Genomic DNA, 24680 nt, shown 5'->3' on the forward strand with positions numbered 1-24680 from the left:
TTCGTTTGCGTACCACACCGTAAAGTCAGCCAATCGGCAGGGACGATTTCACATGATGGATTTCGCGATTTTCTGGGACTGGCTGAGCTTTGCCGTGCGCTGGCTGCACGTCGTCACCGGCATCGCCTGGATCGGCTCGTCCTTCTATTTCGTCGCCCTCGATCTCGGCCTGCGCCAGCGCCCCGGCATGCCGGTGGGCGCCTTCGGTGAGGAATGGCAGGTGCATGGCGGCGGCTTCTACCACATCCAGAAATATCTGGTGGCGCCGGCCGAAATGCCCGAGCATCTGACCTGGTTCAAATGGGAATCCTACGCCACCTGGCTGTCCGGCTTCGCCATGCTGTGCGTGGTCTACTATGCCGGCGCCGACCTGTTCCTGATCGATCCCAACGTGCTGCCGATGTCGGTGCCGGTCGGCATCCTGCTGTCGATGGCCACGATCGGCGTTGGCTGGGTGGTCTACGATCTGCTCTGCCGTTCGCCGCTCGGCAAAAGCGACACCGGCCTGATGCTGGTGCTCTATGGCGTGCTGGTGTTCATCGCCTGGGGGCTGACGCACCTGTTCACCGGCCGCGCCGCCTTCCTGCATCTCGGCGCCATCACCGCCACGATCATGTCGGCTAACGTCTTCATGGTGATTATCCCCAACCAGAAGATCGTCGTTGCCGACCTTATTGCCGGCCGCAAGCCCGATCCGAAATACGGCAAGATCGCCAAGCAGCGCTCGTTGCACAACAATTACCTGACGCTGCCGGTGCTGTTCCTGATGCTGTCGAACCACTATCCGCTGGCGTTTGCGACGGAGTTCAACTGGGTCATCGCCTCGCTGGTGTTCATCATCGGCGTCTTGATCCGGCACTATTTCAACACCGTGCATAAGCGTGCCGGCAACCCGCACTGGACCTGGATGGCGGCCGCCGTGCTGTTCATGATCATCATCTGGCTATCGACAGCGCCGAAAATACTGACCGGCGAACCCAAGGCGTCCGCTGCGGCCGAGGTCTACATCGCCTCTTCGCATTTCCCGGCCGTGCGCGACACCGTGCTTGGCCGCTGCTCGATGTGTCATGCGTCCGAGCCGGTTTATGAAGGCATCTACCAAGCGCCGAAGGGCGTGATTCTCGACACCGACGCCGGCATTGCCGAGCATGCCCGCGAGATCTACCTGCAGGCTGGGCGCAGCCATGCCATGCCGCCGGCCAACGTCACCCAGATCAGCGACAAGGAGCGGGCGCTGCTGGTCGTCTGGTTCGAAGGCGCAGGGAAATAAGCATGACTTCCACACTTCTGCGCGGCCGCACGCTGAGCTTTTTGCGCTGGCCCGAAACCACAGACGACCATGCCGCCTGGCGCTATGAGGAGGATGGCGGCCTGCTGATCCGCGATGGCCGAATCGTTGCCGCCGGCGCCTACGCCGATGTCGAAAGGGAGGCCGGCGAGGGCGTAAGGAAGATCGACCACCGGCCGCATCTGCTGTTGCCGGGCTTCATCGACGCGCATGTGCATTTCCCGCAGATGCAGGTCATCGCCTCTTATGGCGCCGAGCTGCTCGACTGGCTGAACACCTATACGTTTCCAGAAGAGACAAAGTTCGCCAACGCCCAGCATGGCCGCCGCATAGCGCGGCTGTTCCTGGACGAGATGGTGCGCCATGGCACGACGACGGTCGCCGCCTATTGTTCGGTGCACAAGGCCTCCGCCGAGGCTTTCTTTGCCGAATCGCACGACCGCAACATGCTCAACATCGCCGGCAAGGTGATGATGGACCGCAACGCGCCGGCAGGCGTGCTCGACACGCCGCAATCGGGTTACGACGACACCAAGGCGCTGATCGCGGAATGGCATGGCAAAGGCCGGCAGCATTATGCGATCACGCCGCGCTTCGCCATCACCTCCTCGCCCGAACAGCTCGAGATGTCCGGTGCGCTGTGTCGTGAACATCCCGATTTGCACATGCAGACGCATCTGTCGGAAAACCACGCCGAGATCGCTTTCACGCAAAAGCTCTATCCGCAGGCGCGCGATTATACCGACGTCTACGAGCAGTACGGGTTGTTGGGACCAAAGAGCCTGTTCGGCCACTGCATCCATCTGTCGGAGCGCGAAGCGGATGCACTGTCGGACTCAGGCTCGGTGGCGGTGTTCTGCCCGACCTCGAACCTGTTCCTCGGCTCCGGCCTGTTCGACTACCAGCGCTTCCGCCGCCGCGACAAGGCGCTGCGCATCGCGGCGGCCACCGATGTCGGCGGCGGCACCAATTACTCGATGCTGCGCACCATGGACGAAGGCTACAAGGTGATCGCGCTGAATGGCGAGAAGCTGAACCCGTTCCAGTCCTTCTGGCAGATAACGCGCGGCAATGCCGAGGCGCTGTCGGTGGCGGACAAGGTCGGCACGCTGGATCAAGGCACCGATGCCGACATCACCGTGCTCGATGCCCGGGCGACGCCGGCGATGCGGCTTCGGATGGAGACTGTGCAGACGCTGGCCGAGGAATTGTTCCTGCTGCAGACGCTGGGCGATGACCGCGCTGTGCGCGAAGTCTATGTCGCGGGGCGGCCGGCCAAGAGCGACATGACCAGTCAGGCTTGACCCGACGGCAGCCATCGGTCAAACCGTGCGGCGACATTTGACAGGGAACACCATGGCCGCTGCGGACGACATCGCGCTGATCCAGAAACAGGAAGAGACGCTGGTCTTCGCGACCTTCGACGAGGCCGTCGCCTTTAAGATAGGCGCGGCGATCCGTGAGCGGGCGCTGGCTGAGGTCATGCCCATCATCGTCGACATCAGGCTGTGGGATCGCCCTCTGTTTTATGCCGCGATGCCGGGTTCGAACGCCTCCAACCCCGACTGGGCGCGGCGCAAGATCAACGTGGTCAAGCGTTACCTCAAAAGCACCTACCGTCTGGTGTTGGAACAGCAGCGGCCGGACCGCACCTTCAAGATCGGCGAAGGTCTGGACATCGCCGACTATGTGCTGGCCGGCGGGGGCTTTCCGATAAGTGTGAAGGGGGCCGGCGTCATCGGTGCGATTACGGTCTCCGGTCTGCCCGAACGCGAGGACCATGGTGTCGTCGTCGAGGCGATCTGCGCCCATCTGGGCGTCGACCCGCGTAAACTGGCTTTGCCGCCGGAAACAAAATGACCGATCCCAAGCCTTTCCTCATCTCGATCTTCAATGCCGCCGTCGCCGCCGCCGACCCGGAGCGGACGATCCAGGATCATCTGCCGGCGAAGCCCAAGGGCCGCACGATCGTTATCGGCGCCGGCAAAGGCTCGGCACAGATGGCGGCAGCCTTTGAAAAGGTGTGGGATGGGCCGATCGAAGGGCTGGTCGTCACCCGCTATGGCTATGGCGCCAAATGCGAGCGCATCGAGATCGTCGAAGCGGCGCATCCGGTGCCGGACGCGGCCGGGCTTGAGGCCTCGCGGCGACTGCTTGAGAAGGTGCAGGGGCTGACGGCTGACGATCTGGTCGTGGCGCTGATATCGGGTGGCGGCTCGGCTCTGTTGCCATCGCCTGCAGCCGGCCTGACGCTGGCGGACGAGATCGCCGTCAACGAGGCGCTGCTTGCTTCCGGCGCGCCGATTGCCGCGATGAACACCATTCGCAAGCATGTCTCGACCATCAAGGGCGGCCGGCTGGCCGCGGCCGCCTGGCCGGCCAAAGTGGTGTCGCTGGTGGTCTCCGACATTCCCGGCGATAATCCAGCTTTGGTCGCCTCCGGTCCGACTGTGCCGGACACCGGCAGTCGCGCAGATGCGCTGGCCTCGATTGCGGCCTACGGCATGAAACTGCCCGAAGCCGTCATGGCGCATATCAATTCGCCGACCGCCGATGCGCCAAGTCCTGGGGATGAGCGCTTTTCACGCAATGAAGTGCATCTGATCGCTTCTGCCGGCGTGTCGCTGGAAGCAGCAGCGGCGGAGGCAAAACGCCAAGGCATCGAAGCCGTCATCCTCTCCGATTCCATCGAGGGCGAAGCACGCGAGGTGGGTGGCGTGCATGCCGCCATTGCGCGCGAGGTGGCGACGCGCAACCGGCCATTCCAGAAGCCAGTGCTGATCCTGTCGGGCGGCGAGACAACGGTCACTTTGCGCGCCCCCATTGACGGGAAAAGGGGCAAGGGCGGCCGCAACTCGGAATTCCTGCTGGCTTTCGCCATTGGCATCAGCGGTGCGGACAATATCCATGCCCTGGCCGCCGACACCGACGGCATTGACGGCTCGGAAGACAATGCCGGCGCCTTCGCCGATGGTTCGACGGTGTCGCGCATGCTTTCAGCCGCCGTCGACGCCAAGGCGATGCTTGCGGGAAACAATGCCTGGACGGCGTTCAATGCCGTCGGAGATCTATTTGTGCCCGGACCTACGGGCACGAATGTGAATGATCTCAGAGCAATCCTGATCAGATAGGCGAACCGCTCAAGCCGCCATCAGCCGCTTCACCTGCTTCATATCCTGCAAGAACCGTTCGCGCTCGGCTTCCTTGTCTGCCGGCTCGTGGATGCGCAGTATGAAGGATGGATGGATGGTGATGAACACGCGCAAACCATCCTCGCGTTCGATCACCTCACCGCGCATTTTCGTCACCGGGATCGCCTTGCCCAGCAGCGACAGCGCCGCCGTTGCGCCAAGTGCCACCGCAAGGTCCGGCTTGATCAGGTCCAACTCCCTGTCCATCCACCAGCGGCAGGCCTGCACCTCACCGGCATTCGGCTTGGAGTGGATGCGGCGCTTGCCGCGCGGTTCGAATTTGAAATGCTTTACGGCATTTGTGACGTAGACTTTATGCCGGTCGACACCGGCGTCGTCCAGAATCGCATCGAACACCTTGCCCGCCGGCCCGACGAAAGGTTTGCCGGCGAGGTCCTCCTGGTCGCCCGGCTGTTCGCCGACGAAGACCACCCTGGCATTGTCAGGCCCCTCGCCGAACACGGTCTGTGTCGCGTCGCGCCAGAGCGGGCAGCGGCGGCAGCCTATTGCCGCCTCGCGCAACTCCGCGATCGAAGTGTCCTGGTGCGACATCGGTCCGATGTCATCGAAACCGCGCCCAACCGGCGGCTTTGCCCGATGTTGAAGGTTGAAGGTGACCATCCTTTGCCTCGTCCATTCGATTATGAAATGGAGCGGGCGGACTATGGTTCCTTTCAGAGCGTGTTCGAGAAGCGATTCCGTGAGCCGATCACCGCTTATCAAGCACACTTTTAGCGACGCTCGACGCCCTTTGCCGCCAAGACGTCATCAACGGCTGTCGATATCAGAAATTCCGACAGCTGCCTGGCGGCTTCTGTGTCAATTGGATCGGCGCTGATGCCAATGGCGAAGTCAATGTAACTTTGGAGTTCTGCCGGAAACTGACCGACGAGCGTGACCTCGGGTGCGGCGGCGAGAATCGAAGTCACCGGAACGACGCCCAACTCGGCTTCCCCACGGCCCACGGCCAGCGCCGTCTGCCCTCCTGCTATGGCCACCAGCTTGGGCTTAACCTCATCCGCTATTCCCAAGCGTTCCAGCAAACCGGAGAAATAACCACCGCTGGTTCCTTCACTGGCGTAGGCGATTGATCTGGCGCTCTTCAGTGCGTGTTCGAATGCTTCCACGGACCGAATGTTGAGCGGTCGACTGTCTGCCCTGGCCGCTACCCCCATTGCGATCCGGCCAAATGCTACCTGACTCCCCGCCTTGACCTTTCCCAAGGCGATGAGATCCAGAACCAGGTTCGGATTGATGATAACGAGGTCAAAACGCTCCCCGGCCTCAATCCGCTTTTTTACTATCGGATTGAGGTCCCATTCGGTCGCAACTGTGAATCCTGCAGCCGTTTCGAACTGGGATATGAGGGCAAGGACTGCGGGTCGGACCGCAATGGCCCCGAAAAGCCGAATTTCCTGATTCATGGCCTAACCTGAAATCGGTCGGAACGACCTCCCCCTATAATGCGTATCTAAGCCTGCTTCCACGGCTGGCTGTTCATTCCATGGCCAGCGTCCCATCGTGCCGGCTTCCGAACAAAGTCGACACCCGATGCATCACGCCAGAGTCCTCGTCGGGAATGCACGCTCTCACACTTCGTGCAGATAGAGGTGGTAGTCGAGCTCGCTGACAGTGCGGGCGACGCGCAGATATTCAGACTGCTTGATCGCCACGAAGGTGCGGTGCAGATCCTCGCCCAGCGCCTCTTTCAGGAAGCTCGACGCCCGGGCCGCCTCGATCGCGGCGCGCCAGTCGACCGGCATGGTCGTGCGCGTGACGGCTGCTTCATAGCCATTACCAGTCGTCTCCGGACCGGGGTCGAGACCTTCATTAAGTCCCTTGACGATGCCGGCCAGCACCGTCGCCGCGATCAGATACGGGTTAGCATCGACGCCCGACGGCCGATGTTCGATGCGCCGGTTCTTCGCGTCACCCGCCGGCACGCGCAGCGCCACCGAACGGTTGTTGACGCCCCATGTCGGCGCCACCGGCGCATAGGATTGCGAGACGAAGCGCCGCCAGGAATTGGCATGCGGCGCAAACACCAGCATCGATTCGGCCATGGTCTGGATCAGACCGCCGAGCCCTTGCAGCAGCGGCAGCGACCAGCTTTCCCCGCCGGCCTCGGCAAAGACGTTTCGGCCGTTCTTGTCCTGCAGCGAGACATGGAAATGCATGCCGGAGCCGGCGTATTTTTCGATTGGCTTGGCCATGAAGCAGGCGGTTACACCGTGGCGGCGCGCCTGCGCCCGCACCAGCCGCTTCAGCATCACCAGATCGTCGGCCGCCCGCATCACGTCCTTGCGGTAGTTCAGCGTCAATTCGTACTGGCCGGGCGCATATTCGGAAATCACCGTCTCGGCCGGAATGCCTTGCGCCTTGGCCGCGGCATAGATGTCGGAAAACAGCGGCTCCATGCCGTGAAGATGGTCGACCGAATAGACCTCGGTCTTGGCCGAGCGGCGGCCGTCGAGCACGGCGTCCGCCGGCTTTACCTTGCCGTCGGCATCACGCTCATTGGCGAGCAGGAAGAATTCGAGCTCGAAGGCGCCGGCGGGATAGAGGCCCTTGGCTGCCAATATGTCGACCTGCCTGGCCAGCGCCAGCCGCGGGTCCGAAGACATTGGTTGTCCGTCGAGATGGTACATCGCCATCAGCAGCTGGCCGCGCGGTGGGCTGGTGCCGTAGAGCGGCACCAGCGTACCGGGGATTGGCCATGCCCTGAGGTCGCCGTCGCCGGTGGTCCAGATCAGCCCGGTCTCGTGCACATCCTCGCCGGTGATGTCGAGGCCGAGGATCGAGATCGGCATATGGCGGCCGCCCTCGAAAATGCTTTTCAGCTCATGCCGGCGCACGATCTTGCCGCGGCCGACGCCATTGGCGTCGGTCAGCACGATGTCGAAAGCTTCGATTTCAGGATGGGCGTCAAGAAAGGTTTGCGCCTCGGCGGGCGTCGAGCCCGAAGGTGAAGTCATGATTACTGTACTCAAGGTTTCCTTGGCGGTCCGTTCGGTAGCCGCCCGTTCAGTCGCCGTCCATTCAGTCGCTTGTCTCATGCCGTCAGCCTTGCCGCAACTGTGGCAAAGGCGGTGATCAGCCGGTTGACTTGGGCGCCGGTGGTGGCCGGCGAGATAAGCATCATGTTGTGGAAAGGCGCGATCAGCACGCCCTGGTTGACCAGCGCGACATGGACCGCCGCTTCGAGTTCCGGCGCGTGCGCAGTTTCGGCTTCGGCCCCATTGCGCAGCGGGCCGGGCGAGCAGATGAACTCGACTCGAGCGCCTACACGGGCGACGTGCCAGGGCAGATTGTAGCGGTCGATGACCCCGGTCAGCCCGGCGTCGAGGCGCAGCGCCAAACGGTCCATCCGGTCATAGTTCTCACTGGTCATCACGTGTTCCAGCGTGGCGCGCATGGCCGCGAACTGCAGCGGATTGGCCGACAGTGTCGTGCCCATGCCGGAATAACCCCGTTCCTTGCTTCTGTTGTAGTCGGCGTAGCGGCTCGCGACCTCATCGCTCATCCCCCACACGCTCGCCGGCACGCCGCCGGCGATCGGCTTGCCTAGCACGAACAGGTCGGGCTCCAGCCCGAACTTTCCGGTGTACCCGCCGGGGCCAGTGGAGATGGTGTGGGTCTCGTCGATCAAAAGCAGCGTGCCGGCCGCCCGTGTCAGCTTGCGCAACGCATCGTGAAAACCGCGATCCGGCAGCACCATGCAGGAATTGGTCAGCACCGGCTCGGCGATGACGCAGGCGACATCCTTGTCCTTGAGCGCCGCTTCCAGCGCTGCGACATCGTTGAATTCGATGACCTTCGCCGTCCTGGTCAGGTCGCGAAATTCGCCCGCCAGTCCCGGCCGGTTGACCGGCCTGCCGTCGACCAGCCGCACCATCGTCTCGTCGACCGAGCCGTGATAGCAGCCATTGAACACCAGTATCTTTTCTCGGCCGGTGACGGCGCGGGCAACCCGCAGCGCGAAGCGGTTGGCGTCGGTGGCGGTGGTGGCGATCTGCCAGAACGGCAGGCCGAAGCGCTGCATGAGCAGCGGCCCGATGGCCAGCGCATCTTCCGAAGGCAGCATATATGTCAGCCCGCGCCCTGCCTGGCGGCGGATGGCACGCGCCACCGGCGGCGGCGAATGGCCGAACATCGAGCCCGTGTCGCCGAGGCAGAAATCGTCGAGCCTAATACCGTCAATGTCGGTGATGGTGGCGCCCTTGGCTTTGTCGACCAGGATCGGGAACGGCGTCGGCCAGTCGTTCATCCAGTGCATCGGCACGCCGCCGAAGAAGCCCGGCAGGCCATTGCCAACCTTGGCCGCGGATTTCGGCCGCGCCTTGCGGAAGGCTTCCGCCTCGCTCGTCCGCAATGCGGCGATGCGGGCAGCGCTGATGCCGCCGGTCGATGGGCTGGAATGGTCGGTTGACTGCATGAAGATCCCTCTCGCCGGGCACTCTAGCCAATCGGCGTCTCAAACCGCAATTGGCCGCCGGGTCGCCCTGCATTGGGTCAGCGGCACCAGGCCGGCCTTGACCTTGACGCAAAGCCCGGTGCCAATGCGGTTGGCTTGTGGTTCTGGAGGGAGAAAATGCGGGCAATCGTTTCAACGGCAATGCTTCTGCTATCGGCTGGTACGGCCTTCGCATCGGGTGGCGTATGGTGTTCCGTTGACGGCAAGGCGGTAAAATTCGAGGTCGGCGCCGGCGTCACCACCGGCATGGGTGGACCGACCTTCAATTTTCGCGGCGATCTCGAAATTGTCGGCAGGCCGGAAGGCGACAGCCTTCACAAGACATCGTTCGAGGATTCCAACCTGACGCAGTACTGGCTCGACGACAAGGAATTGCGGCTGAACATCTACCACGAGACGGAGGTGAAAGACGCCATCAACTCGGTGGAACTGACGATCCTCACCAAGGCTCGCGACGAAGGCGAATATTTCGGCCGCTACACGCTCGCCATATATGATGCCGCGGCCGATACAGAAAAGGACGGCAAGCCCAAGACCTTGACCGGCAAGGTGTCGTGCGGGGCCGAATAAGGCTTAAGCAGAGATGTCGATGACGCCGCAATCGCCCGCGGCGCTGCCGAAGGCGATGCGGCGCTCTTCCTTGTCCCACATCATCGATGTGATGGCGCCCTTGCCTTGCCGGCGCAGCAGCACTTCCCTGGCATCGGCAAAGCGCACCGCCATCACCATGCCGTCGTCATAGCCTATCGCCGCCACATCCTGGCTCGGGTGACAGGCAACGCAGGTGACCATCGCATTGCCGCGGGTGCCGAGTTCCAGGGGTGCCTTGCCCATCGGCCCGTCCTTGCCGGAAAACGGCCAGACGATCGCCGCCGGCGCGCCGGAACTCGCCAGCCATTTGCCTTTGACGCTCCATGACAGACTTTTGACCTTGCCGGGGTAGCCGGTCATGCGCATGTGCTTGCCGTCGGCCAGCTTCCAGCCATGCAGCGCGTTTTCCTGCATGGTGGTGACGAGGAAGGCGCCATCCGGCGAAAAGGTGATGCCGGTGTGGGCGCCGGCCCATTCGAGCTCTACCGGCTTGCCCTCGGCGGCCGGAAAATGCAGCGTCGCGCCATTGTAGCGGGCGACGCCAAAGCGCATGCCCTTGGGCGAAAAGGCCAGCCCCTCGACCGAACGCGGATGGACAAACTCTTTGGTCCTGCCGTCGGCGAAGCGCACGAAGGCGGTCTTGCCCGTGGCATAGGCGATGGCGCCTTGCGGACCGGCGGCGACGCTGGTGATCCATTTCTTGCCGGCGCTCGCCAGTTCGCTGACATTGCCACCTGCGGTAACGGTAAAAATCTTGCCGTCCTCGCCGCCGGTGATCAGCCGATCGTTTGCCACATCGTGGAAGGCTGCCAGCAATCCATCATTGGCCTGCACAGTCTTGTGGCCATTGTCGAGCCGATGAATGGCGCCATCGGCCAGCGCAAAATGCGGCACGTTGTCGAGAAAGACGGCGGCAACGCAATGGCCATCGAGGTCGAGAGGGGCAACAGTGGGCATCAGAACCGTTCCAATGAAGTTTGTCGCCACCCCCTGAAGGCGGCCAGCGCGGCCAGGTGTGGCGCCAACCTTCTCCCCTTGTGGGAGAAGGTGGATCGGCGCGCAGCGCCGAGACGGTTGAGGGGTGGGCGAAGGATCGCCGTCGGTGCCAAGCTGGAGCACCCCTCATCCGACTTCGCTTCGCGAGGCCACCTTCTCCCACAAGGGGAGAAGGAAAGAAGCGGCAGCGCTAGCTCTATAAGGCTTGGAAATCAAGCCGCCTGGCAGGCGTCAAAACTCTTCTTCAGCCGCTCGGCATCGAGCTCTCGGCCGATGAAGACCAGCCGGCTCTCATGCTTCTCGCCGTCCTTCCAGGCGCGCTGATGGTCGCCTTCAATGATCATGTGCACGCCCTGGATGACATAACGCTCGTCGTCGCCCTTGAGTGCGATGATGCCTTTCAGCCGCAGGATGTTGGGGCCTTCCATCTGGGTGATCTTCTCGATCCACGGGAAGAATTTCTTCGGGTCCATCTCGCCGCCCCGCAGCGACACCGACTGGACCGTCACGTCATGGATGTCGGAGGGGTGCGCGTGATCATGGTGGTGATGATCGTGGCCGTCATGATCGTGGTGGTGGTGATCGTGGTCGTGATCATGGTGGTCGTGGTCATGATCGTGCGCTTCGAGGAAATGCGGGTCGTTCTCCAGCGCGCGGGTCAGATCGAAGGCGCCGCGGTCGAGCACTTCGGACAGCGCCACACCAGCGCGCGTGGTGCGGTGGATCCTGGCCGCCGGGTTGATGGCGCGGATGGTCGCTTCGACCTTGGCAAGTTCTTCCGGCGTCACCAGATCGCTCTTGTTGAGCACGACGACATCGGCGAAGGCGATCTGGTCCTCGGCCTCCCTGGAATCCTTGAGCCGAAGCGGCAGATGCTTGGCGTCGACCAGCGCAACCACCGCGTCGAGCTTGGTCTTGGAGCGCACGTCGTCGTCCATGAAGAAGGTCTGCGCCACCGGCACGGGGTCGGCCAGACCCGTGGTCTCGACGACGATGGCGTCGAAACGGCCGGGGCGGCGCATCAGGCCTTCGACGACGCGGATCAGGTCGCCGCGCACCGTGCAGCAGACGCAACCATTGTTCATTTCGTAGATTTCCTCGTCGGATTCCACGATCAGCTCGTTGTCGATGCCGATCTCGCCGAATTCATTGACGATGACGGCATAACGCTTGCCGTGGTTCTCCGACAGGATGCGGTTGAGCAGCGTCGTCTTGCCTGCGCCGAGGTAACCGGTGAGAACGGTCACGGGGATTTGCGTCGTCTGTGCATCGCTCATGTCTTGCCTCGAAATGGCTGGGCCGTGAAATTCCGGCCGCAAGAAGGGATTGTCGGCCTGATATAGGATGTGCGCCGGCCTTTTGCACGGGGCAAACCGCCTGGGCGTTTGACCCAGGGGTGACAAGCGAATGGGTGGACCGAAATATCACCCGTGCGAGGGATGCGGACCGTCCAAGGCGTCGCCTGAAACACCTCGTCGTCGACCTGTTCGGAGCCGCGCCGCGCCAAACCGTTGCAATCGCCTTGGCGGAAACTTGTTTGTCATCTAACTGAAATAAACATCTGGCATCACCACGGTGGGCACCACAAATGCTTGCCGGCAAAGCTGTTTCGAAAGCCGGAATCTTTTTGATCGTCGATTGCCAACCGGCCGGCTGCGTCTATGCTGCACGCACCGGTACGGCCGAAGAGGGATCACCATGGCCAAGGCGGACAAGACTGCAACGATGAGCCGGCTGCATTCGGCGGCAAGGCTGGCAAGGACCGCGCTGGCGGCGCGGCTTCTGGCGCACGGCTTCTATGCCGGCCAGGACCAGATCATGTTGACGCTCGACCGCGAGGACGGCCAGACGCCCGGCAATCTCGCCGGCCGCCTCGGCGTGCGCCCGCCGACCATCACCAAGACCATCAACCGGCTTCAGGCGCAGGGTTTCCTGGAAAAGCGCGCCTCCTCGGCGGATGCCCGCCAGGCGCATATTTTCCTCACCGATACCGGCCGCGAAATCATCCACGCCATCGAGAAATCGGTGAAGAAGACGGAAAAGCAGGCCTTGAAGGGCCTCGACAAGAAAGAGCAGAAGGCGCTGTTCAAGCTGCTCGCCCGCATCGAGGCCAATCTGTCGAACGAAGAACTGGTGCTCGTCGACGACGAGACCGACATCGACGATTGATCATCCTGACCTAGGCCGCCACCGAAGGTCCGCGCACCAGCGCCGACCAGCGCCCGGGCGTCAGGCCGAATGCTTTCTTGAAATGTCTGTTGAAATGGCTCTGGTCGCTGAAGCCGGCGCCAACCGCGATCTCGGCCAGCGGCTCGCCGATCTCGATCATCCGCCTTGCCTTTTGGAGCCGGCGCATCAACAGGAAACGATGCGGGCTGGTGGAATAGGTCGCGCGGAAATGCCGTGACAGCGCATAACGGTCGAGCCCGGTGATGGCTTCCAGCTCATCGGAACGGACGGGCCGCTCGGCATTCTCCTCGAGATAGCCGCGTGCCAGCGCCGCGGCGCGCCAAGCCGTCTTTCCCATCGTCTTTGCCTTCTGTCCGCCATGGCGCCCCAGATGCTGCGCCAGTTCGGCAACGAAATCCGTAACGAACAACTCGTCCAGTCCCTCGTCGAGGGGCGACAGCGCCGAAAGCAGCGTGCCACGCAAGGCAGGGTCGCTCACCACCGCATCCCTGACAAAAGGCAGCGGCGCGCCGTCGAGGCAGTCGAGCAGCAGCGACGGCTCCAGATAGAGGATCCGGTAGCGCAAGCCGTCCTCGGTGCCGGCGCCGCCATCGTGCACTTCGTCAGGATGCAGCACGATTACCTGTCCGGGCAGGCTGTGGTTGACGGCGCCCCGATAGTGGAAGCGCTGCACACCGGAAAGCGTCACGCCAACGGCAAGCGTATCATGGCGATGGAGGTCGAAGGCGTTGCCGTGGAAATGCGCTTCTATGCGCTCAATGCCGGTGCTGCCGGGCGCCGAGACGATGCGATCGTCCGCGCACGAACGTTCAAGACCCTGTGCCGCCTCACCGTCTATACCCTGCGCCATCGCCTGTCCCTGCCCTTCATGGGCTTGCTCCCGGAGTCTTGATTTTGGTGTTCGATACAAAATTTGCAATCGTGCTGCGCGACGATCTCGCCGTCTGGCAGAAGCTCAACGTCACCGCATTCCTGACCAGCGGCATCGTCGCGCAATTCCCCGACATCATCGGCGAGCCCTACCGCGACCGCGCCGGCAATCTCTATAATCCGCTGTCGATCCAGCCTGTCATCGTGCTTTCGGCCGATGGGCCAACGCTCAATGCCATCCACCGGCGGGCGCTGGAGCGCAGCGTGGCGACGTCAGCCTATGTCGAGGAGATGTTTGCCACCGGCTTCGATGCGGCCAACCGCGCCGTCTTCGCCGAGTTTTCGCCTGAAGACGCCAGGATCGTCGGTATTGCGCTGCGCGCCGACAAAAAGCTGGTCGACAAGATCACCAAGGGCGCCCGCATGCATGCCTAGGGGTGTGTCGATGTTCAGGTGAGGCTGGCCTGCAAATGGCTGATATCTGCGCTTCCAGTACTCGCGTACGAAAAGTACGCTCCGTTCCGGTTCTCGAAACCCACTATTTTCGGCTCAGCCTGACCTGAATCTCAACACACCCTGATGCGTGGGCAAATTGGGTCTGATGTTCTGAGCCTGTACCCTGCGCCTGTTGTGCCAGTCGCTTTTGACTTGCCGGGCACAGGCGATTGCCGCAAAGGTAGGCGGCCATCCTCCCTGCCCGGCCTGACATTGAACGTTTCCGCAAAATCAGACGAAAGCGCAACGCCGCCTGCGGCGATGCTGTTCATGCTTTCGACCTATGTGTTTTTCACCTTTCTCGACACCTCGAGCAAATATCTGGTGCTGGCCGGCATCTCGGCGCTGATCGTCGCCTGGGCCCGCTTCACCGTCCATGTCCTGCTCGTCGGCATCTTTCTGCGCGGCTGGCGCGAGCCGTCGCGTTTCCGCGCCAACAACCTGCCCGCCCATATCCTGCGCGGCGGTCTGCTGTTCGGCTCGACCATGTGCAACGTCATGGCGCTCAAAACCCTGCAGCTGGCCGAGACCACCTCGATCTACTTCTTCGGCCCGATGGTGATAACCGCCCTTGCCGGCCCGCTGCTTGGCGAATGGGCCGGCTGGCGGCGCTGGCTGGCGATCCTGTCGGGCTTTGTCGGCGTGCTGGTCATCACAAGGCCGGGCGTCGGCGTTTTCGGCGTCGGCCATCTCTTTGCGCTCGGCTCGATGCTGTCGAACTCCTTTTACGTCATCATGACGCGGCGCATGTCGGCCAGCGAAAGCTCGGAGAGCCTGATCCTGTTTTCAGCACTCGCGCCGGCCGTGCTGCTTCTGCCCATGCTGCCGTTCTCACATCAGCTGCCGCAGGATGGCTGGCACTGGTTCATCCTGATGATGCTGGGCGTGTTCGGCGCCGGCGGCCACTGGCTTCTGGTGCAGGCCTACCGCCTGGCGACCACCACGGCGCTGGCGCCATACCCCTATTCGCAGATGGTCTGGATGATACTGTCCGGCTGGATCATCTTCCACCAATTCCCCGACCGCTGGACGCTGGTGGGGGCTGCCATCATCGTCGCCAGCGGCCTCTACATCATCCATCGCGAGCATCGTCTGCGGCTGCATAACAGGACTACTGTCGACGTTGAGGCGGAGGCGCTGGCGAAAAAACTTTGATTTGCTCCGAATCCGATGGCATAACGCCGCATTTAAAAAATTTAAAAAACTCGGGGAGCGAAGGGCTGGCACAGAAGATCAAGCTTTCGACGATCGCGGATGCGCTTGGCGTGTCCACGGCCACGGTCTCCCTCGCCTTGCGCGACAGCCCGCTGGTCGCAGGCAGCACGCGCGACCGCATCAAGGAACACGCCCGCGCCATCGGCTATATCTACAATCGCCGTGCCGCCTCGCTGCGCACCTCGCGCTCGGGCATTGTCGGGGTCGTCGTCCACGACATCATGAACCCGTTCTTTGCCGAGATATTGCGCTCGATCGAGAGCGAGCTCGACCGCAGCCGGCAGACCTTCATCCTGTCCAACCATTACGACCAGCTGGAAAAGCAACGCACCTTCATCGACACGCTGCTGCAGCTCGGCGCCGACGGCGTCATCATGTCGCCCGCCATCGGCACACCGGCTTCCGACATCGTCATGGCCGAGGAGAACGGCCTGCCGGCGGTGCTGATCGCGCGCACCGTCGAAGGCGCCGACGTGCCGGTGTTCCGCGGCGACGATGCCTATGGCACAGGACTTGCCACCAATCATTTGATCTCGCTCGGCCACAAGCGCATCGCCATGATCGGCGGCACCGACCAGACTTCGACCGGGCGCGACCGCTACCAGGGCTATCTCAACGCCATGGAAGCCGCCGGACTGGAAGTCAGGCCGTCCTGGCGCATTCCCGGTCCGCGCACAAAGCAGGGCGGATTCGAGGCGGCTGGACAGTTTTTGGCGCTGAAAGACAAGCCAACCGCCGCCTGCTGCTGGAATGATCTGGTTGCCATCGGGCTGATGAACGGCATTGCCCGCGCCGGCCTGGTGCCGGGCGCCGACATCTCGGTCACCGGCTATGACGATCTCGAGGAGGCGGCCATCGCGACACCGGCGCTCACCACAGTCTGGAATGGCCAGCGCGAGGTGGGCCGCCGCGCCGCCAGCGCGTTGCTCGACAAGTTGAACGGACAGGCGGTACGGCCGTCACAGGAACTGATCAAGCCGGAACTGCATGTGCGCCAGTCGACCGGCAAGCCGGTGGAGCGTGCATGACCAGGCCTGAGCAGCTGCACTCGGTCGCCGTTCTGGTGCCGGGGCGTTTCAACGACCATGCGGTCGATCGTATCGACCGGACCTTCAATCGCGTCAGGATCGAACGCGCCGATGCGGCGCTGGTCACCGACGAAATGCGCCGGACGGTGCGCGCCATTGCTTCCTTCGCCGGCGTCGATGCGGCGATGATGGATGCATTGCCCAATCTCGAACTCATCGCCTCCTTCGGCGTCGGCTATGATTCCGTCGATGCCGTCCATGCGGCCAAGAAAAACATCATGGTCACCAACACCCCGGATGTTTTGACGGAAGAGGTCGCCGACACCACGATAGGCCTTTTGCTCAACACCGTGCGTGAGTTGTACACGGCCGAGAAATGGCTGCGCGACGGCAGCTGGGTGAAGAAGGGCAACTATCCGCTGAGCCGGCTGACCTTGCGCGGCCGCCATGTCGGCATTTTCGGCATGGGCCGCATCGGCTTGGCCATTGCACGCCGGCTGGAAGCCTTCGGGCTGCCGGTCGCCTACCACAACCGGCGCAAGATTGAAGATCTCGCCTACCAATACCACCCGACGCTGAAGGGCCTTGCCGAAGCGGTCGATACGCTGATTTCGGTGGTGCCGGGCGGCGCTTCGACCGAAAAGGCGGTCAATGCCGAAATCCTGGCAGCGCTCGGCGCCAATGGCGTCTTCGTCAACATCGGCCGCGGCAGCACGGTCGATGAGCCGGCACTCGCTGCAGCCCTTGCCAACGGCACGATCGCCGCCGCCGGGCTCGATGTCTTTGCCGACGAACCGAATGTGCCCAAGGCCTTGCTCGAAGCGCCCAACACCTCGCTGCTGCCGCATGTCGGTTCGGCCTCGCACCACACGCGCCGCGCCATGGCGGATCTGTGCGTCGACAATCTGGTGTCCTGGTTCAGCGAACGCCGGCCGCTGACCCCGGTGCCCGAGACGGTGAATGTGAAGGCGACCGGTTAACGCCGGGGCGCGCCGGCCACATTTGTTAACGTCGGCTTAACCCTTCGAAATGATTATTCATCCAGTGCGTATGCGTGGATGAATACCAGAATGAAGAGACTTTCCGCATTGATTGCTGCCGCTGTTTTGTTCGGCGGCGTTCAGCTGTTTCACGGTAGCGGTGGCCAAAGCGCTGCCGACGAGATCACGCCATCCACCAGTTTCAGGCTGGTCGCCAATGGCGACGAAGGTGACTGCGCGGTTACCCGCGGCGCCGCGATCAATGATGGCCTGTCGCTGTTGGCGGTGGCGCCGAATTGCCGCCGGCTGCTGCCCGGCATCGAGCGGGCGAAATTCTGGCGCGAGGAGCAGGACGGCACGGTCGCCTTCAGCGCCGACGGCATCGACCCGATCGTCACTTTCTCGGTTGCCGATGGCGATGGCTACGAATCCTACGCGCCTGCCACGCCGCTGCTTTCGCTGGCGACAACCGATGACCGGGATCAATCCGCCGGCAATTGATCGTCGGGATTTACTCGGCCGCTGCCCGCGCGCCGGCTTTCGCCGCAGCATGCAGGCGCACCGCATCGCCGAAAGCGCGGAAAATCCTGGCCGAGTTGCTGTCCGACTTGACCCAGTATTCGGGGTGCCACTGCACACCGACGGCGAAGGCGCGGGCGTCCTTCACCGAAACCGCCTCGACCGTGCCGTCATCGGCGACGGCTTCGATCTGCAGCTTTGAGCCGAGCCGGTCGATCGCCTGGCGGTGCAGTGAGTTGACCTTCATCTCGCCGGCGCCGAACACACCGGCCAGGCAACTGCCGGCCTTGATCGAAATCGTCTGGTGAATGGCAAAACGCTCGTCCTGGTTGTCGCTCACCGGCGCGCGGTGGTCGAGCGAGCCCTCGCGCTCCTGGATCTCGGTGCCAAGCGTACCGCCCAGCGCCACATTCAATTCCTGGATGCCGCGGCAGATGGCAAGCAGCGGCACGCCGCGCTCGATCGCCTTGCGGATCAGCGGCAGCGTGGTGGAATCGCGGGCTGGATCGTAGGGGCCGTTGGCCTCGCTGGCGTCGCCGCCGTAGAGCGAGGGATGCACGTTGGACTTCGAGCCGGTGACCATGACGCCGTCGACCGACGACAGCAATTCGTCGAAATCGAGCCGGTCGCCGAAGGACGGCACCAAGAGCGGGAACACGCCGGCGCCGGAAAGTGCCGCCTCGATATATTGCTGCGGGGCGGCATGCCAGGTGTAGTTGTCGAACTGACGGACGTCGGTCGATATGGCGACGAGCGGCTGGTGCATTTTGGGTCCGGATTCCCTTTGAGGCGAAGCGAATAGCTGTTGTGCCTGCAAAATAGGCGATCCGAAGGCGCTTTTCCATGGCAAGTTTCGTTGTCTCGCATGGGCCACGCAATAAACGTTAGACTATAGTTGCAGGCCGGGCGCCCGCCTCACGGATTTGTCGCCAGTGCCGCCTTCAAATCTCCCCGCCATGCTGGACTCGACCCCTTGCCCGTGTATTGTTTCGGGCAAACCGATACCGGGTGACAGATGTCCCCGATATCGGTTTGTTGGTCCAATAGGGAGGAACTGCATGGATCGTCGTTCATTCATCCGCAAGGCCGGGGTCACCGGCGTGGGCGCCGTGGCAGCTGCCGCCACGCTTGCCGCGCCGGCAATCGCCCAGTCCAATCCGAAGGTGACATGGCGGTTGGCGTCATCCTTCCCCAAGTCGCTCGATACGATCTATGGCGGCGCGGAAGTCTTCTCCAAGATGCTGTCGGAAGCGACCGACGGCAATTTCCAGGTCCAGGTCTTCGCCTCCGGTGAGCTCGTGCCCGGCCTGCAGGCAGCCGACGCGACCACCGCCGGCACCGTCGAGGCCTGTCATACGGTGTCATACTATTATTGGGGCAAGGACCCGACATGGGCGCTGGGTGCGGCGGTGCCGTTCTCGCTCAATGCGCGCGGCATGAATGCCTGGCACTACCATGGCGGCGGTATCGACCTGTTCAACGAGTTTCTCGCCACGCAAGGGCTGTTCGGCCTGCCGGGCGGCAACACCGGCGTGCAGATGGGCGGCTGGTTCCGCAAGGAGATCAACACCGTCGCCGACCTTTCCGGCCTCAAGATGCGCATCGGTGGCTTTGCCGGCAAAGTTGTCTCGAAGCTCGGCGTCGTGCCGCAGCAGATCGCCGGTGGCGACATCTATCCGGCGCTGGAAAAGGGCACGATCGACGCCGCCGAATGGGTCGGGCCCTATGACGACGAGAAGCTCGGCTTCTACAAGGTCGCGCCCTACTACTACTATCCCGGCTGGTGGGAAGGCGGCCCGACCGTCCATCTGTTGTTCAACAAGGCGAAATACGAAGAGCTTTCGCCGGCCTACAAGTCGCTGGTGCACACCGCCGCCCAGGCGGCGGATGCCAACATGCTGCAGAAATACGACTTCCTCAATCCTGCGGCGGTGAAGCGGCTGGTGGCCGGCGGCGCGAAATTGCGCCCGTTTACCCCGGAGATCATGGCTGCCTGTTTCGAGAAGGCCAATGAGGTCTATACCGAGATGGAGGCCTCCAACGCGCCGTTCAAGAAGATCTGGGACTCGATCAAGGGCTTCCGCAAGGAGCACTATCTGTGGGCGCAGGTTGCCGAGTACAATTACGACACCTTCATGATGGTCCAGCAGCGCAACGGCAAGCTGTAGGCGCACTCGCCACGTTCAAGGAAACCCCGGACGGCTCCGCCCGGGGTTTTTCTTTGCCTGGCGTGGTCTGACGCAGAGTGCTTCAGCCCTTGCCCGGCACCACCAGCACCTTGACCTCGCCGGGCGCTGCCGGATTGGAGATCACCGAGGGGGCTTCCTCGAGGCCCACCTGTCTGGAAATGAGCTTGTCGATCTCGATGGCACCGGACGCGACAAGATCCGCTGCCCGCCTGTGGGTGAACGGGTTGATAAACGAGCCAAGAATCTTCAGTTCGCGAAACAGGAGATCGAACGGTTCGAAGGGCACCTTCTCGCCTTGCGGCATCACGCCGACAATCACGACCGTGCCGCCCGACTTCGCCAGCCGCGTCGATTGCTCGACGGTTTCTGGGACACCGGCACATTCGAGCACCACCTCGACCCCACCGGGCACAAGGCCGGCTGGCCCGGCAATGGCCTTGACCGGATCAACGGTACTCGGATCGACCGTCGCCGTTGCGCCGAGTTCTTCGGCGAGCGCCCGGCGGGAGGCCTGCCGCGTCGACAGGATGATTGTCGACGCTCCTGCGAGCTTGGCCAATTGCACGGTGAGCAGGCCGATGACACCGCCACCGAGCACCACCACCGAAGCGCCGGGCCTGATGCCGGCGAGATCGACGGCGTGCAGGCAGCACGCCAGCGGCTCGCAGAAGGCGCCATGCGTTGGCTTGAGGTTCGCAGGTAGAAGGAAAGCCTGGCTCTGCGGCATCACGACATAGTCGGCGAAGCCGCCATCGCGATGTATGCCGATGGCCCTGAGATTGCCGCACAAATTGACGCGGCCGGCCCGGCAATGGCTGCAGCGCCCGCAGGAGATATTGGGGTCGCCGGTGACGCGGTCGCCGACGGCGATGCCGGAGACCGCTTCTCCGACGGCCTCGACGATGCCGCAGAATTCGTGACCAAGTGTCACCGGCGGGCTCGAAGGGAATTCGCCGTGGAGGAGGTGACGGTCGGTGCCGCAAACACCGCAGGCTTCGATGCGCACCAGAATATCCTGCGGTCCCGCAACGGGCTTTTCCACTTCCCGTAGCGCAATGCTGCCCACGGCTTCCAGACGCACGGCTCTCATCGCTTTATCCGGTTCGGCATCAGTTGAAACTCGGCGGCTTGGACAGATCCGTCGCCGGCGGCGCCGGGTTGACCGGCGGCGTCTCGCCGAAGTTCGGTGGCTGCGACAGATCGTTCGAAGGTGGCGCCGCGGGTGATGCGCCGCCATCGGCCGGCGGTGGCGTGCCGAGAGGCGCAAGGCCTGGCATGTCCGGCAATTTGATCTCGATCGTGCCTGGGTCGACGGCGGCACCCTTGTAGCGCATGACCATTTGCGGGAAGGTGATGGTCAGCCCGATCATGATCACCTGGATGCAGACAAAGGGCACCGCACCCCAATAGATCTGGCCGGTGGTGACCGGCGCGATCTGCTTGCCAGTGAGGCGGTCGAGATAGGGCACGCGGGCGGCGACCGAGCGCAGGTAGAACAGCGCGAAGCCGAAAGGCGGGTGCATGAAGGAGGTCTGCATGTTGACCCCGAGCAGTACCCCGAACCAGATCAGGTCGATGCCGAGCTTGTCGGCGGCGGGCGCCAAAAGCGGCACGATGATGAAGGCGAGCTCGAAGAAATCGAGGAAGAAGGCGAGCACGAAGACCAGGATGTTGACCCCAATCAGGAAGCCGACCTCGCCACCTGGCAGCGATGTCAACAAATGCTCGACCCAGACGTGGCCGTTGACGCCGTAGAAGGTGAGCGAGAACACCCGCGCGCCGATCAGGATGAACAGCACGAAGGACGACAGCCTCGTTGTCGAGGCCAGTGCCTGCTTGATGACATCCAGCGACAGCCGCCCCTTCATCGCGGCCATGGCAAGGGCGCCAACCGCGCCCATGGCGCCGCCTTCGGTCGGGGTGGCGATGCCGAGGAAAATGGTGCCCAGCACCAGGAAGATCAGCGCCAGCGGCGGGATCAATACGATGATCACCTGCTGCGCCAATCTGGACATCATGTTGATGTTCAGGCCCTTGTCGGCGATCGCCACAACGTAGATCAGGATCACGCCGACGCTGGCGCCGAGGATATCGGCATTGTCGCCATGCGCCGGCGCGAGATAGCGGTAGGCGGCGTAGGAGACAGCCACCGTCACCAGCAGCGCCGCCAGCAGCGACAGCACGCCGTGGCCGAGCGTGCGGGCCGCCAGCGGCAGCGCCGGCATCGAGTGCGGCCGGACGATCGACACGATCAGGATGTAGAGCGTGTAGAGCCCCGTCAGGACCAGGCCCGGGATCAGCGCGCCGGCATACATGTCGCCGACCGACCGTCCAAGCTGGTCGGCGAGCACGATCAGCACCAGCGAGGGGGGGATGATCTGGGCGAGCGTGCCCGAGGCGGCAATCACACCCGAAGCCACGCGCCGGTCATAGCCGTAGCGCAGCATGATCGGCAGCGAGATCAGACCCATGGCGATGACAGACGCCGCCACGACGCCGGTGGTGGCCGCCAGCAGCGCGCCGACGAAGATCACCGCATAGGCAAGGCCGCCACGGATCGGCCCGAACAACTGGCCGATCGTGTCGAGCAGGTCCTCGGCCATCCCGGATCGCTCGAGCACAATGCCCATGAAGGTGAAGAACGGGATCGCCAGCAGCGTGTCGTTGGACATCACCCGGCTGCCGTAGAAATTGTCGGGCAGCGCGTGCAGCAGCGGCCAGGCCAGATTGATCGAGCCGCCCGAATAGGGCGACAGAAGCACGCCGATGCCGAAGAACATCAGGCCGTTGGCGGCCAGCGAAAACGCCACGGGATAGCCGATCAACAGGAAGATGACCAAAGAAGCGAACATGATCGGCGCCATATTCTGGGCGATGAACTCGATCATGGACGCGCCTCCTGGGCGAGCGCCTTGGCTTCTTCGGCGAGGGCTTTCGCCTCGAGCTCCGCCTGCTCATGCACCGATATGAACGGGTTGGGATCGTCCATGTCGCCACGCATGATGGCGATCTTCTTGATAATCTCGGAGATGCCTTGCAACGCCAGCAGGAAGAAGCCGACAAGCAAGATCGCCTTGGCCGGCCAGATGATCAGCCCACCGGAATTGTTCGACATTTCGCCGTTGCGGAACGACAGCGACACGTAAGGCACGAAATAGATCACCATCAGCGTCACGAACGGCATCAGGAAGAAGATATGACCGAGAAGGTCGATCCAGTGCTGTACACGGCGTGAGAACATGCCGTAGACGATGTCGATGCGGATATGGTCGTTCTGCTTCAGCGTGTAGGCGGCGGCCAGCATGAAGGCGGCGCCGAACAGATACCACTGCAGCTCCAGCCAGGCATTCGACGATGTGTCGAACACCTTGCGAATGACGGCATTCGCGGCGCTGACCATGATCGACACCAGAATGAGCCAGGATATCCACCTGCCGATGAACTCGTTCACACGGTCAATCGTTCTGGATAGAGCCAGCAGCCCTGCCATGCATTCCTCCCTGGTGTCGAAGGCGCGCCGGCTCCCCTTGTTTTCCGTCGCGCCGCTGTGGCCCAACGGTATGCCGCGCGTGGTTCGGCTGGTCAACATGGCATAGGCGCGATCAACGCCGTTGCGACGGGAGGCAGGGGATAAAGTGCCGACCGGCTGCTACGTCATGCAACCAAAGTCTGACACCCAATGCGGCGATCAGGCGATCTTCTGCTGGTCGCGGCCGGGTCCGATCAGCACAAGCGCTGCGACGAGGAACAGATACATCCAGCCATCGCGCCATTCGATCGGGAAATAGCCGGCCCATAACGATTCCGCCATGCCGAAGGCGGCCGCACCCAGCGCCGCCCGCGGCGGCGAGAGATAGCCCCCCACTGCCGTCACGAACAGGATCTTCAGTCCGTAGACGAGGCCGGAGCCGAAGCTGACATTGCCGTAGTAGAGGGCAGCCATGACACCGGCCAGCGCGGCGCAGAAACCGCCAAACAGCACCGCATGCCGGAACACCCTGCGCACATCGACACCGCACAAGGCTGCCGCGTGGGGATCGTCGGAGACGGCGCGCCAGCGGCGACCGAAGCCAGAGCGGGCAAACGCCCATGCGGCGACGACGATTGCCGCCAGAACAATCGCGCAGTCGATGAGCTGGATCAGGGTCAGCGTCGCCTTGAAGCTGGCATCCTGAGCGAAAACGATGGGTTGCGCCAGCATCGGCGGCAGCCACCAGTCATGCGTGTCGGCGGCAATGCGGCTTGCTTCCGACAGCACCAGCAGGATGCCGAGCGTCGTCACCACGATGGCATTGGGCGTTCGGTCGGCCAGCGGTTCGAAGACGTTGCGCGACAGCACGTGGCTGATCAGCGCGGCATAGAGGAAGGCCGTGACGACGCCGAGCACGACCGCCGCCAGCAATGTCAGCCACAATGCCTGATAGCCGAAGGCCACGGTCAGGATCATCGTCTGGCCGCAGAATGCGAACAGCGCGCCATAGGCGAGGTTGGTCCGGTGCAGGATGCCGTTGGTCAGCACGTAGCCGAAGGCGAGCAGCGCATAGAGCGCGCCCGAATGCAGCCCGTTCAGCACCTGCTGGAAGAAATAGAGCATCGATAGCCTTCAGAGCGTGTCGCCCAAAAGTGCGAAGCGGTTTTGGGACAACGACGTGCT

General features: G+C 63.0%; 24 protein-coding genes. 12 read left to right on the top strand and 12 right to left on the bottom strand.

Annotation, left to right across the window (positions count from 1 at the left end; all coding sequences use genetic code 11):
- Nucleotides 1-52: 52 nt before the first annotated feature.
- The 4 genes from ACWGTO_RS16925 to ACWGTO_RS16940 are packed head-to-tail and all read left to right on the top strand — an operon-like array spanning nt 53 to nt 4419.
- Nucleotides 53-1270, top strand: coding sequence for a urate hydroxylase PuuD (locus tag ACWGTO_RS16925; protein ID WP_454575959.1), 1218 nt, complete (start codon nt 53-55; stop codon nt 1268-1270).
- A 2-nt stretch (nt 1271-1272) separates the two neighbouring features.
- Nucleotides 1273-2592: a guanine deaminase gene (gene guaD, locus ACWGTO_RS16930; RefSeq protein ID WP_454575960.1), complete on the top strand. Its 1320-nt coding sequence runs from the start codon at nt 1273-1275 to the stop codon at nt 2590-2592.
- Nucleotides 2593-2644: 52 nt separating this feature from the next.
- Nucleotides 2645-3148: a heme-degrading domain-containing protein gene (locus tag ACWGTO_RS16935; RefSeq protein WP_454575961.1), complete on the top strand. Its 504-nt coding sequence runs from the start codon at nt 2645-2647 to the stop codon at nt 3146-3148.
- Nucleotides 3145-4419, top strand: coding sequence for a glycerate kinase type-2 family protein (locus ACWGTO_RS16940; RefSeq protein ID WP_454575962.1), 1275 nt, complete (start codon nt 3145-3147; stop codon nt 4417-4419). The genes ACWGTO_RS16935 and ACWGTO_RS16940 overlap by 4 nt, the downstream gene beginning before the upstream one ends.
- A 9-nt stretch (nt 4420-4428) precedes the next feature.
- Here ACWGTO_RS16940 and ACWGTO_RS16945 read toward each other — a convergent pair whose 3' ends face one another.
- The 4 genes from ACWGTO_RS16945 to ACWGTO_RS16960 all read right to left on the bottom strand — a co-directional run bounded on the left by ACWGTO_RS16945 (nt 4429) and on the right by ACWGTO_RS16960 (nt 8914).
- On the bottom strand, nt 4429-5100 hold the full coding sequence (locus ACWGTO_RS16945) for a UdgX family uracil-DNA binding protein (RefSeq protein WP_454575963.1): 672 nt from the start codon (nt 5098-5100) through the stop codon (nt 4429-4431).
- Nucleotides 5101-5210: 110 nt separating this feature from the next.
- Nucleotides 5211-5903: a molybdate ABC transporter substrate-binding protein gene (locus ACWGTO_RS16950; RefSeq protein ID WP_454575964.1), complete on the bottom strand. Its 693-nt coding sequence runs from the start codon at nt 5901-5903 to the stop codon at nt 5211-5213.
- A gap of 165 nt (nt 5904-6068) precedes the next feature.
- Nucleotides 6069-7454: a glutamine synthetase family protein gene (locus ACWGTO_RS16955; protein WP_454575965.1), complete on the bottom strand. Its 1386-nt coding sequence runs from the start codon at nt 7452-7454 to the stop codon at nt 6069-6071.
- A gap of 77 nt (nt 7455-7531) precedes the next feature.
- Nucleotides 7532-8914 carry an aspartate aminotransferase family protein gene (locus ACWGTO_RS16960; protein ID WP_454575966.1) on the bottom strand — a complete coding sequence of 461 codons (1383 nt, stop codon included), beginning with the start codon at nt 8912-8914 and terminating at the stop codon, nt 7532-7534.
- A 156-nt stretch (nt 8915-9070) separates the two neighbouring features.
- Between ACWGTO_RS16960 and ACWGTO_RS16965 the strand changes: the two genes are divergently transcribed.
- Complete coding sequence (locus ACWGTO_RS16965; RefSeq protein WP_454575967.1) at nt 9071-9523, top strand: hypothetical protein; 453 nt, start codon at nt 9071-9073, stop codon at nt 9521-9523.
- A 3-nt stretch (nt 9524-9526) separates the two neighbouring features.
- Here the strand turns inward: ACWGTO_RS16965 and ACWGTO_RS16970 are convergent, their stop codons facing one another.
- Entirely contained in the window at nt 9527-10501 is a 975-nt protein-coding gene (locus ACWGTO_RS16970) for a WD40 repeat domain-containing protein (RefSeq protein WP_454575968.1), read from the bottom strand.
- Between the two features lie 251 nt (nt 10502-10752).
- Nucleotides 10753-11817 carry a CobW family GTP-binding protein gene (locus ACWGTO_RS16975; protein WP_454575969.1) on the bottom strand — a complete coding sequence of 355 codons (1065 nt, stop codon included), beginning with the start codon at nt 11815-11817 and terminating at the stop codon, nt 10753-10755.
- A gap of 421 nt (nt 11818-12238) precedes the next feature.
- On the opposite strand from ACWGTO_RS16975, the gene ACWGTO_RS16980 reads away from it, so the two are divergent.
- Nucleotides 12239-12709, top strand: coding sequence for a MarR family winged helix-turn-helix transcriptional regulator (locus tag ACWGTO_RS16980; RefSeq protein ID WP_454575970.1), 471 nt, complete (start codon nt 12239-12241; stop codon nt 12707-12709).
- Nucleotides 12710-12719: 10 nt separating this feature from the next.
- Here the strand turns inward: ACWGTO_RS16980 and ACWGTO_RS16985 are convergent, their stop codons facing one another.
- On the bottom strand, nt 12720-13580 hold the full coding sequence (locus ACWGTO_RS16985) for an AraC family transcriptional regulator (RefSeq protein ID WP_454575971.1): 861 nt from the start codon (nt 13578-13580) through the stop codon (nt 12720-12722).
- A 47-nt stretch (nt 13581-13627) separates the two neighbouring features.
- On the opposite strand from ACWGTO_RS16985, the gene ACWGTO_RS16990 reads away from it, so the two are divergent.
- The 5 genes from ACWGTO_RS16990 to ACWGTO_RS17010 all read left to right on the top strand — a co-directional run bounded on the left by ACWGTO_RS16990 (nt 13628) and on the right by ACWGTO_RS17010 (nt 17819).
- A complete protein-coding gene (locus ACWGTO_RS16990) occupies nt 13628-14035 on the top strand; it encodes a DUF2000 family protein (RefSeq protein WP_454575972.1) in 408 nt (135 codons plus the stop codon).
- Between the two features lie 330 nt (nt 14036-14365).
- Nucleotides 14366-15250: a DMT family transporter gene (locus ACWGTO_RS16995; RefSeq protein WP_454575973.1), complete on the top strand. Its 885-nt coding sequence runs from the start codon at nt 14366-14368 to the stop codon at nt 15248-15250.
- A gap of 65 nt (nt 15251-15315) precedes the next feature.
- Complete coding sequence (locus ACWGTO_RS17000; protein WP_454576025.1) at nt 15316-16338, top strand: LacI family DNA-binding transcriptional regulator; 1023 nt, start codon at nt 15316-15318, stop codon at nt 16336-16338.
- Nucleotides 16335-17318, top strand: coding sequence for a 2-hydroxyacid dehydrogenase (locus ACWGTO_RS17005; RefSeq protein WP_454575974.1), 984 nt, complete (start codon nt 16335-16337; stop codon nt 17316-17318). Before ACWGTO_RS17000 ends, ACWGTO_RS17005 begins: the two co-directional genes overlap by 4 nt.
- A 90-nt stretch (nt 17319-17408) precedes the next feature.
- Nucleotides 17409-17819, top strand: coding sequence for a hypothetical protein (locus ACWGTO_RS17010; RefSeq protein ID WP_454575975.1), 411 nt, complete (start codon nt 17409-17411; stop codon nt 17817-17819).
- Between the two features lie 10 nt (nt 17820-17829).
- Here ACWGTO_RS17010 and ACWGTO_RS17015 read toward each other — a convergent pair whose 3' ends face one another.
- Nucleotides 17830-18603 (bottom strand): gamma-glutamyl-gamma-aminobutyrate hydrolase family protein, encoded by a 774-nt coding sequence (locus ACWGTO_RS17015; protein ID WP_454575976.1) that lies wholly within the window; start codon nt 18601-18603, stop codon nt 17830-17832.
- A 292-nt stretch (nt 18604-18895) separates the two neighbouring features.
- Here ACWGTO_RS17015 and ACWGTO_RS17020 point away from each other — a divergent pair, with 292 nt between their 5' ends.
- Nucleotides 18896-20005 (top strand): TRAP transporter substrate-binding protein, encoded by a 1110-nt coding sequence (locus ACWGTO_RS17020; protein ID WP_454575977.1) that lies wholly within the window; start codon nt 18896-18898, stop codon nt 20003-20005.
- A gap of 82 nt (nt 20006-20087) precedes the next feature.
- Here the strand turns inward: ACWGTO_RS17020 and ACWGTO_RS17025 are convergent, their stop codons facing one another.
- The 4 genes from ACWGTO_RS17025 to ACWGTO_RS17040 form a co-directional block, all read right to left on the bottom strand.
- Nucleotides 20088-21116 carry a zinc-dependent alcohol dehydrogenase family protein gene (locus tag ACWGTO_RS17025; RefSeq protein ID WP_454575978.1) on the bottom strand — a complete coding sequence of 343 codons (1029 nt, stop codon included), beginning with the start codon at nt 21114-21116 and terminating at the stop codon, nt 20088-20090.
- A 19-nt stretch (nt 21117-21135) separates the two neighbouring features.
- Entirely contained in the window at nt 21136-22914 is a 1779-nt protein-coding gene (locus ACWGTO_RS17030) for a TRAP transporter large permease subunit (protein ID WP_454575979.1), read from the bottom strand.
- A complete protein-coding gene (locus tag ACWGTO_RS17035; RefSeq protein WP_454575980.1) occupies nt 22911-23516 on the bottom strand; it encodes a TRAP transporter small permease subunit in 606 nt (201 codons plus the stop codon). Before ACWGTO_RS17035 ends, ACWGTO_RS17030 begins: the two co-directional genes overlap by 4 nt.
- Nucleotides 23517-23714: 198 nt before the next feature.
- Nucleotides 23715-24620, bottom strand: a complete 906-nt coding sequence (locus ACWGTO_RS17040; RefSeq protein ID WP_454575981.1) for a branched-chain amino acid ABC transporter permease — start codon at nt 24618-24620, stop codon at nt 23715-23717.
- Nucleotides 24621-24680: the final 60 nt, after the last annotated feature.

This window comes from Mesorhizobium sp. PL10, assembly GCF_053714315.1.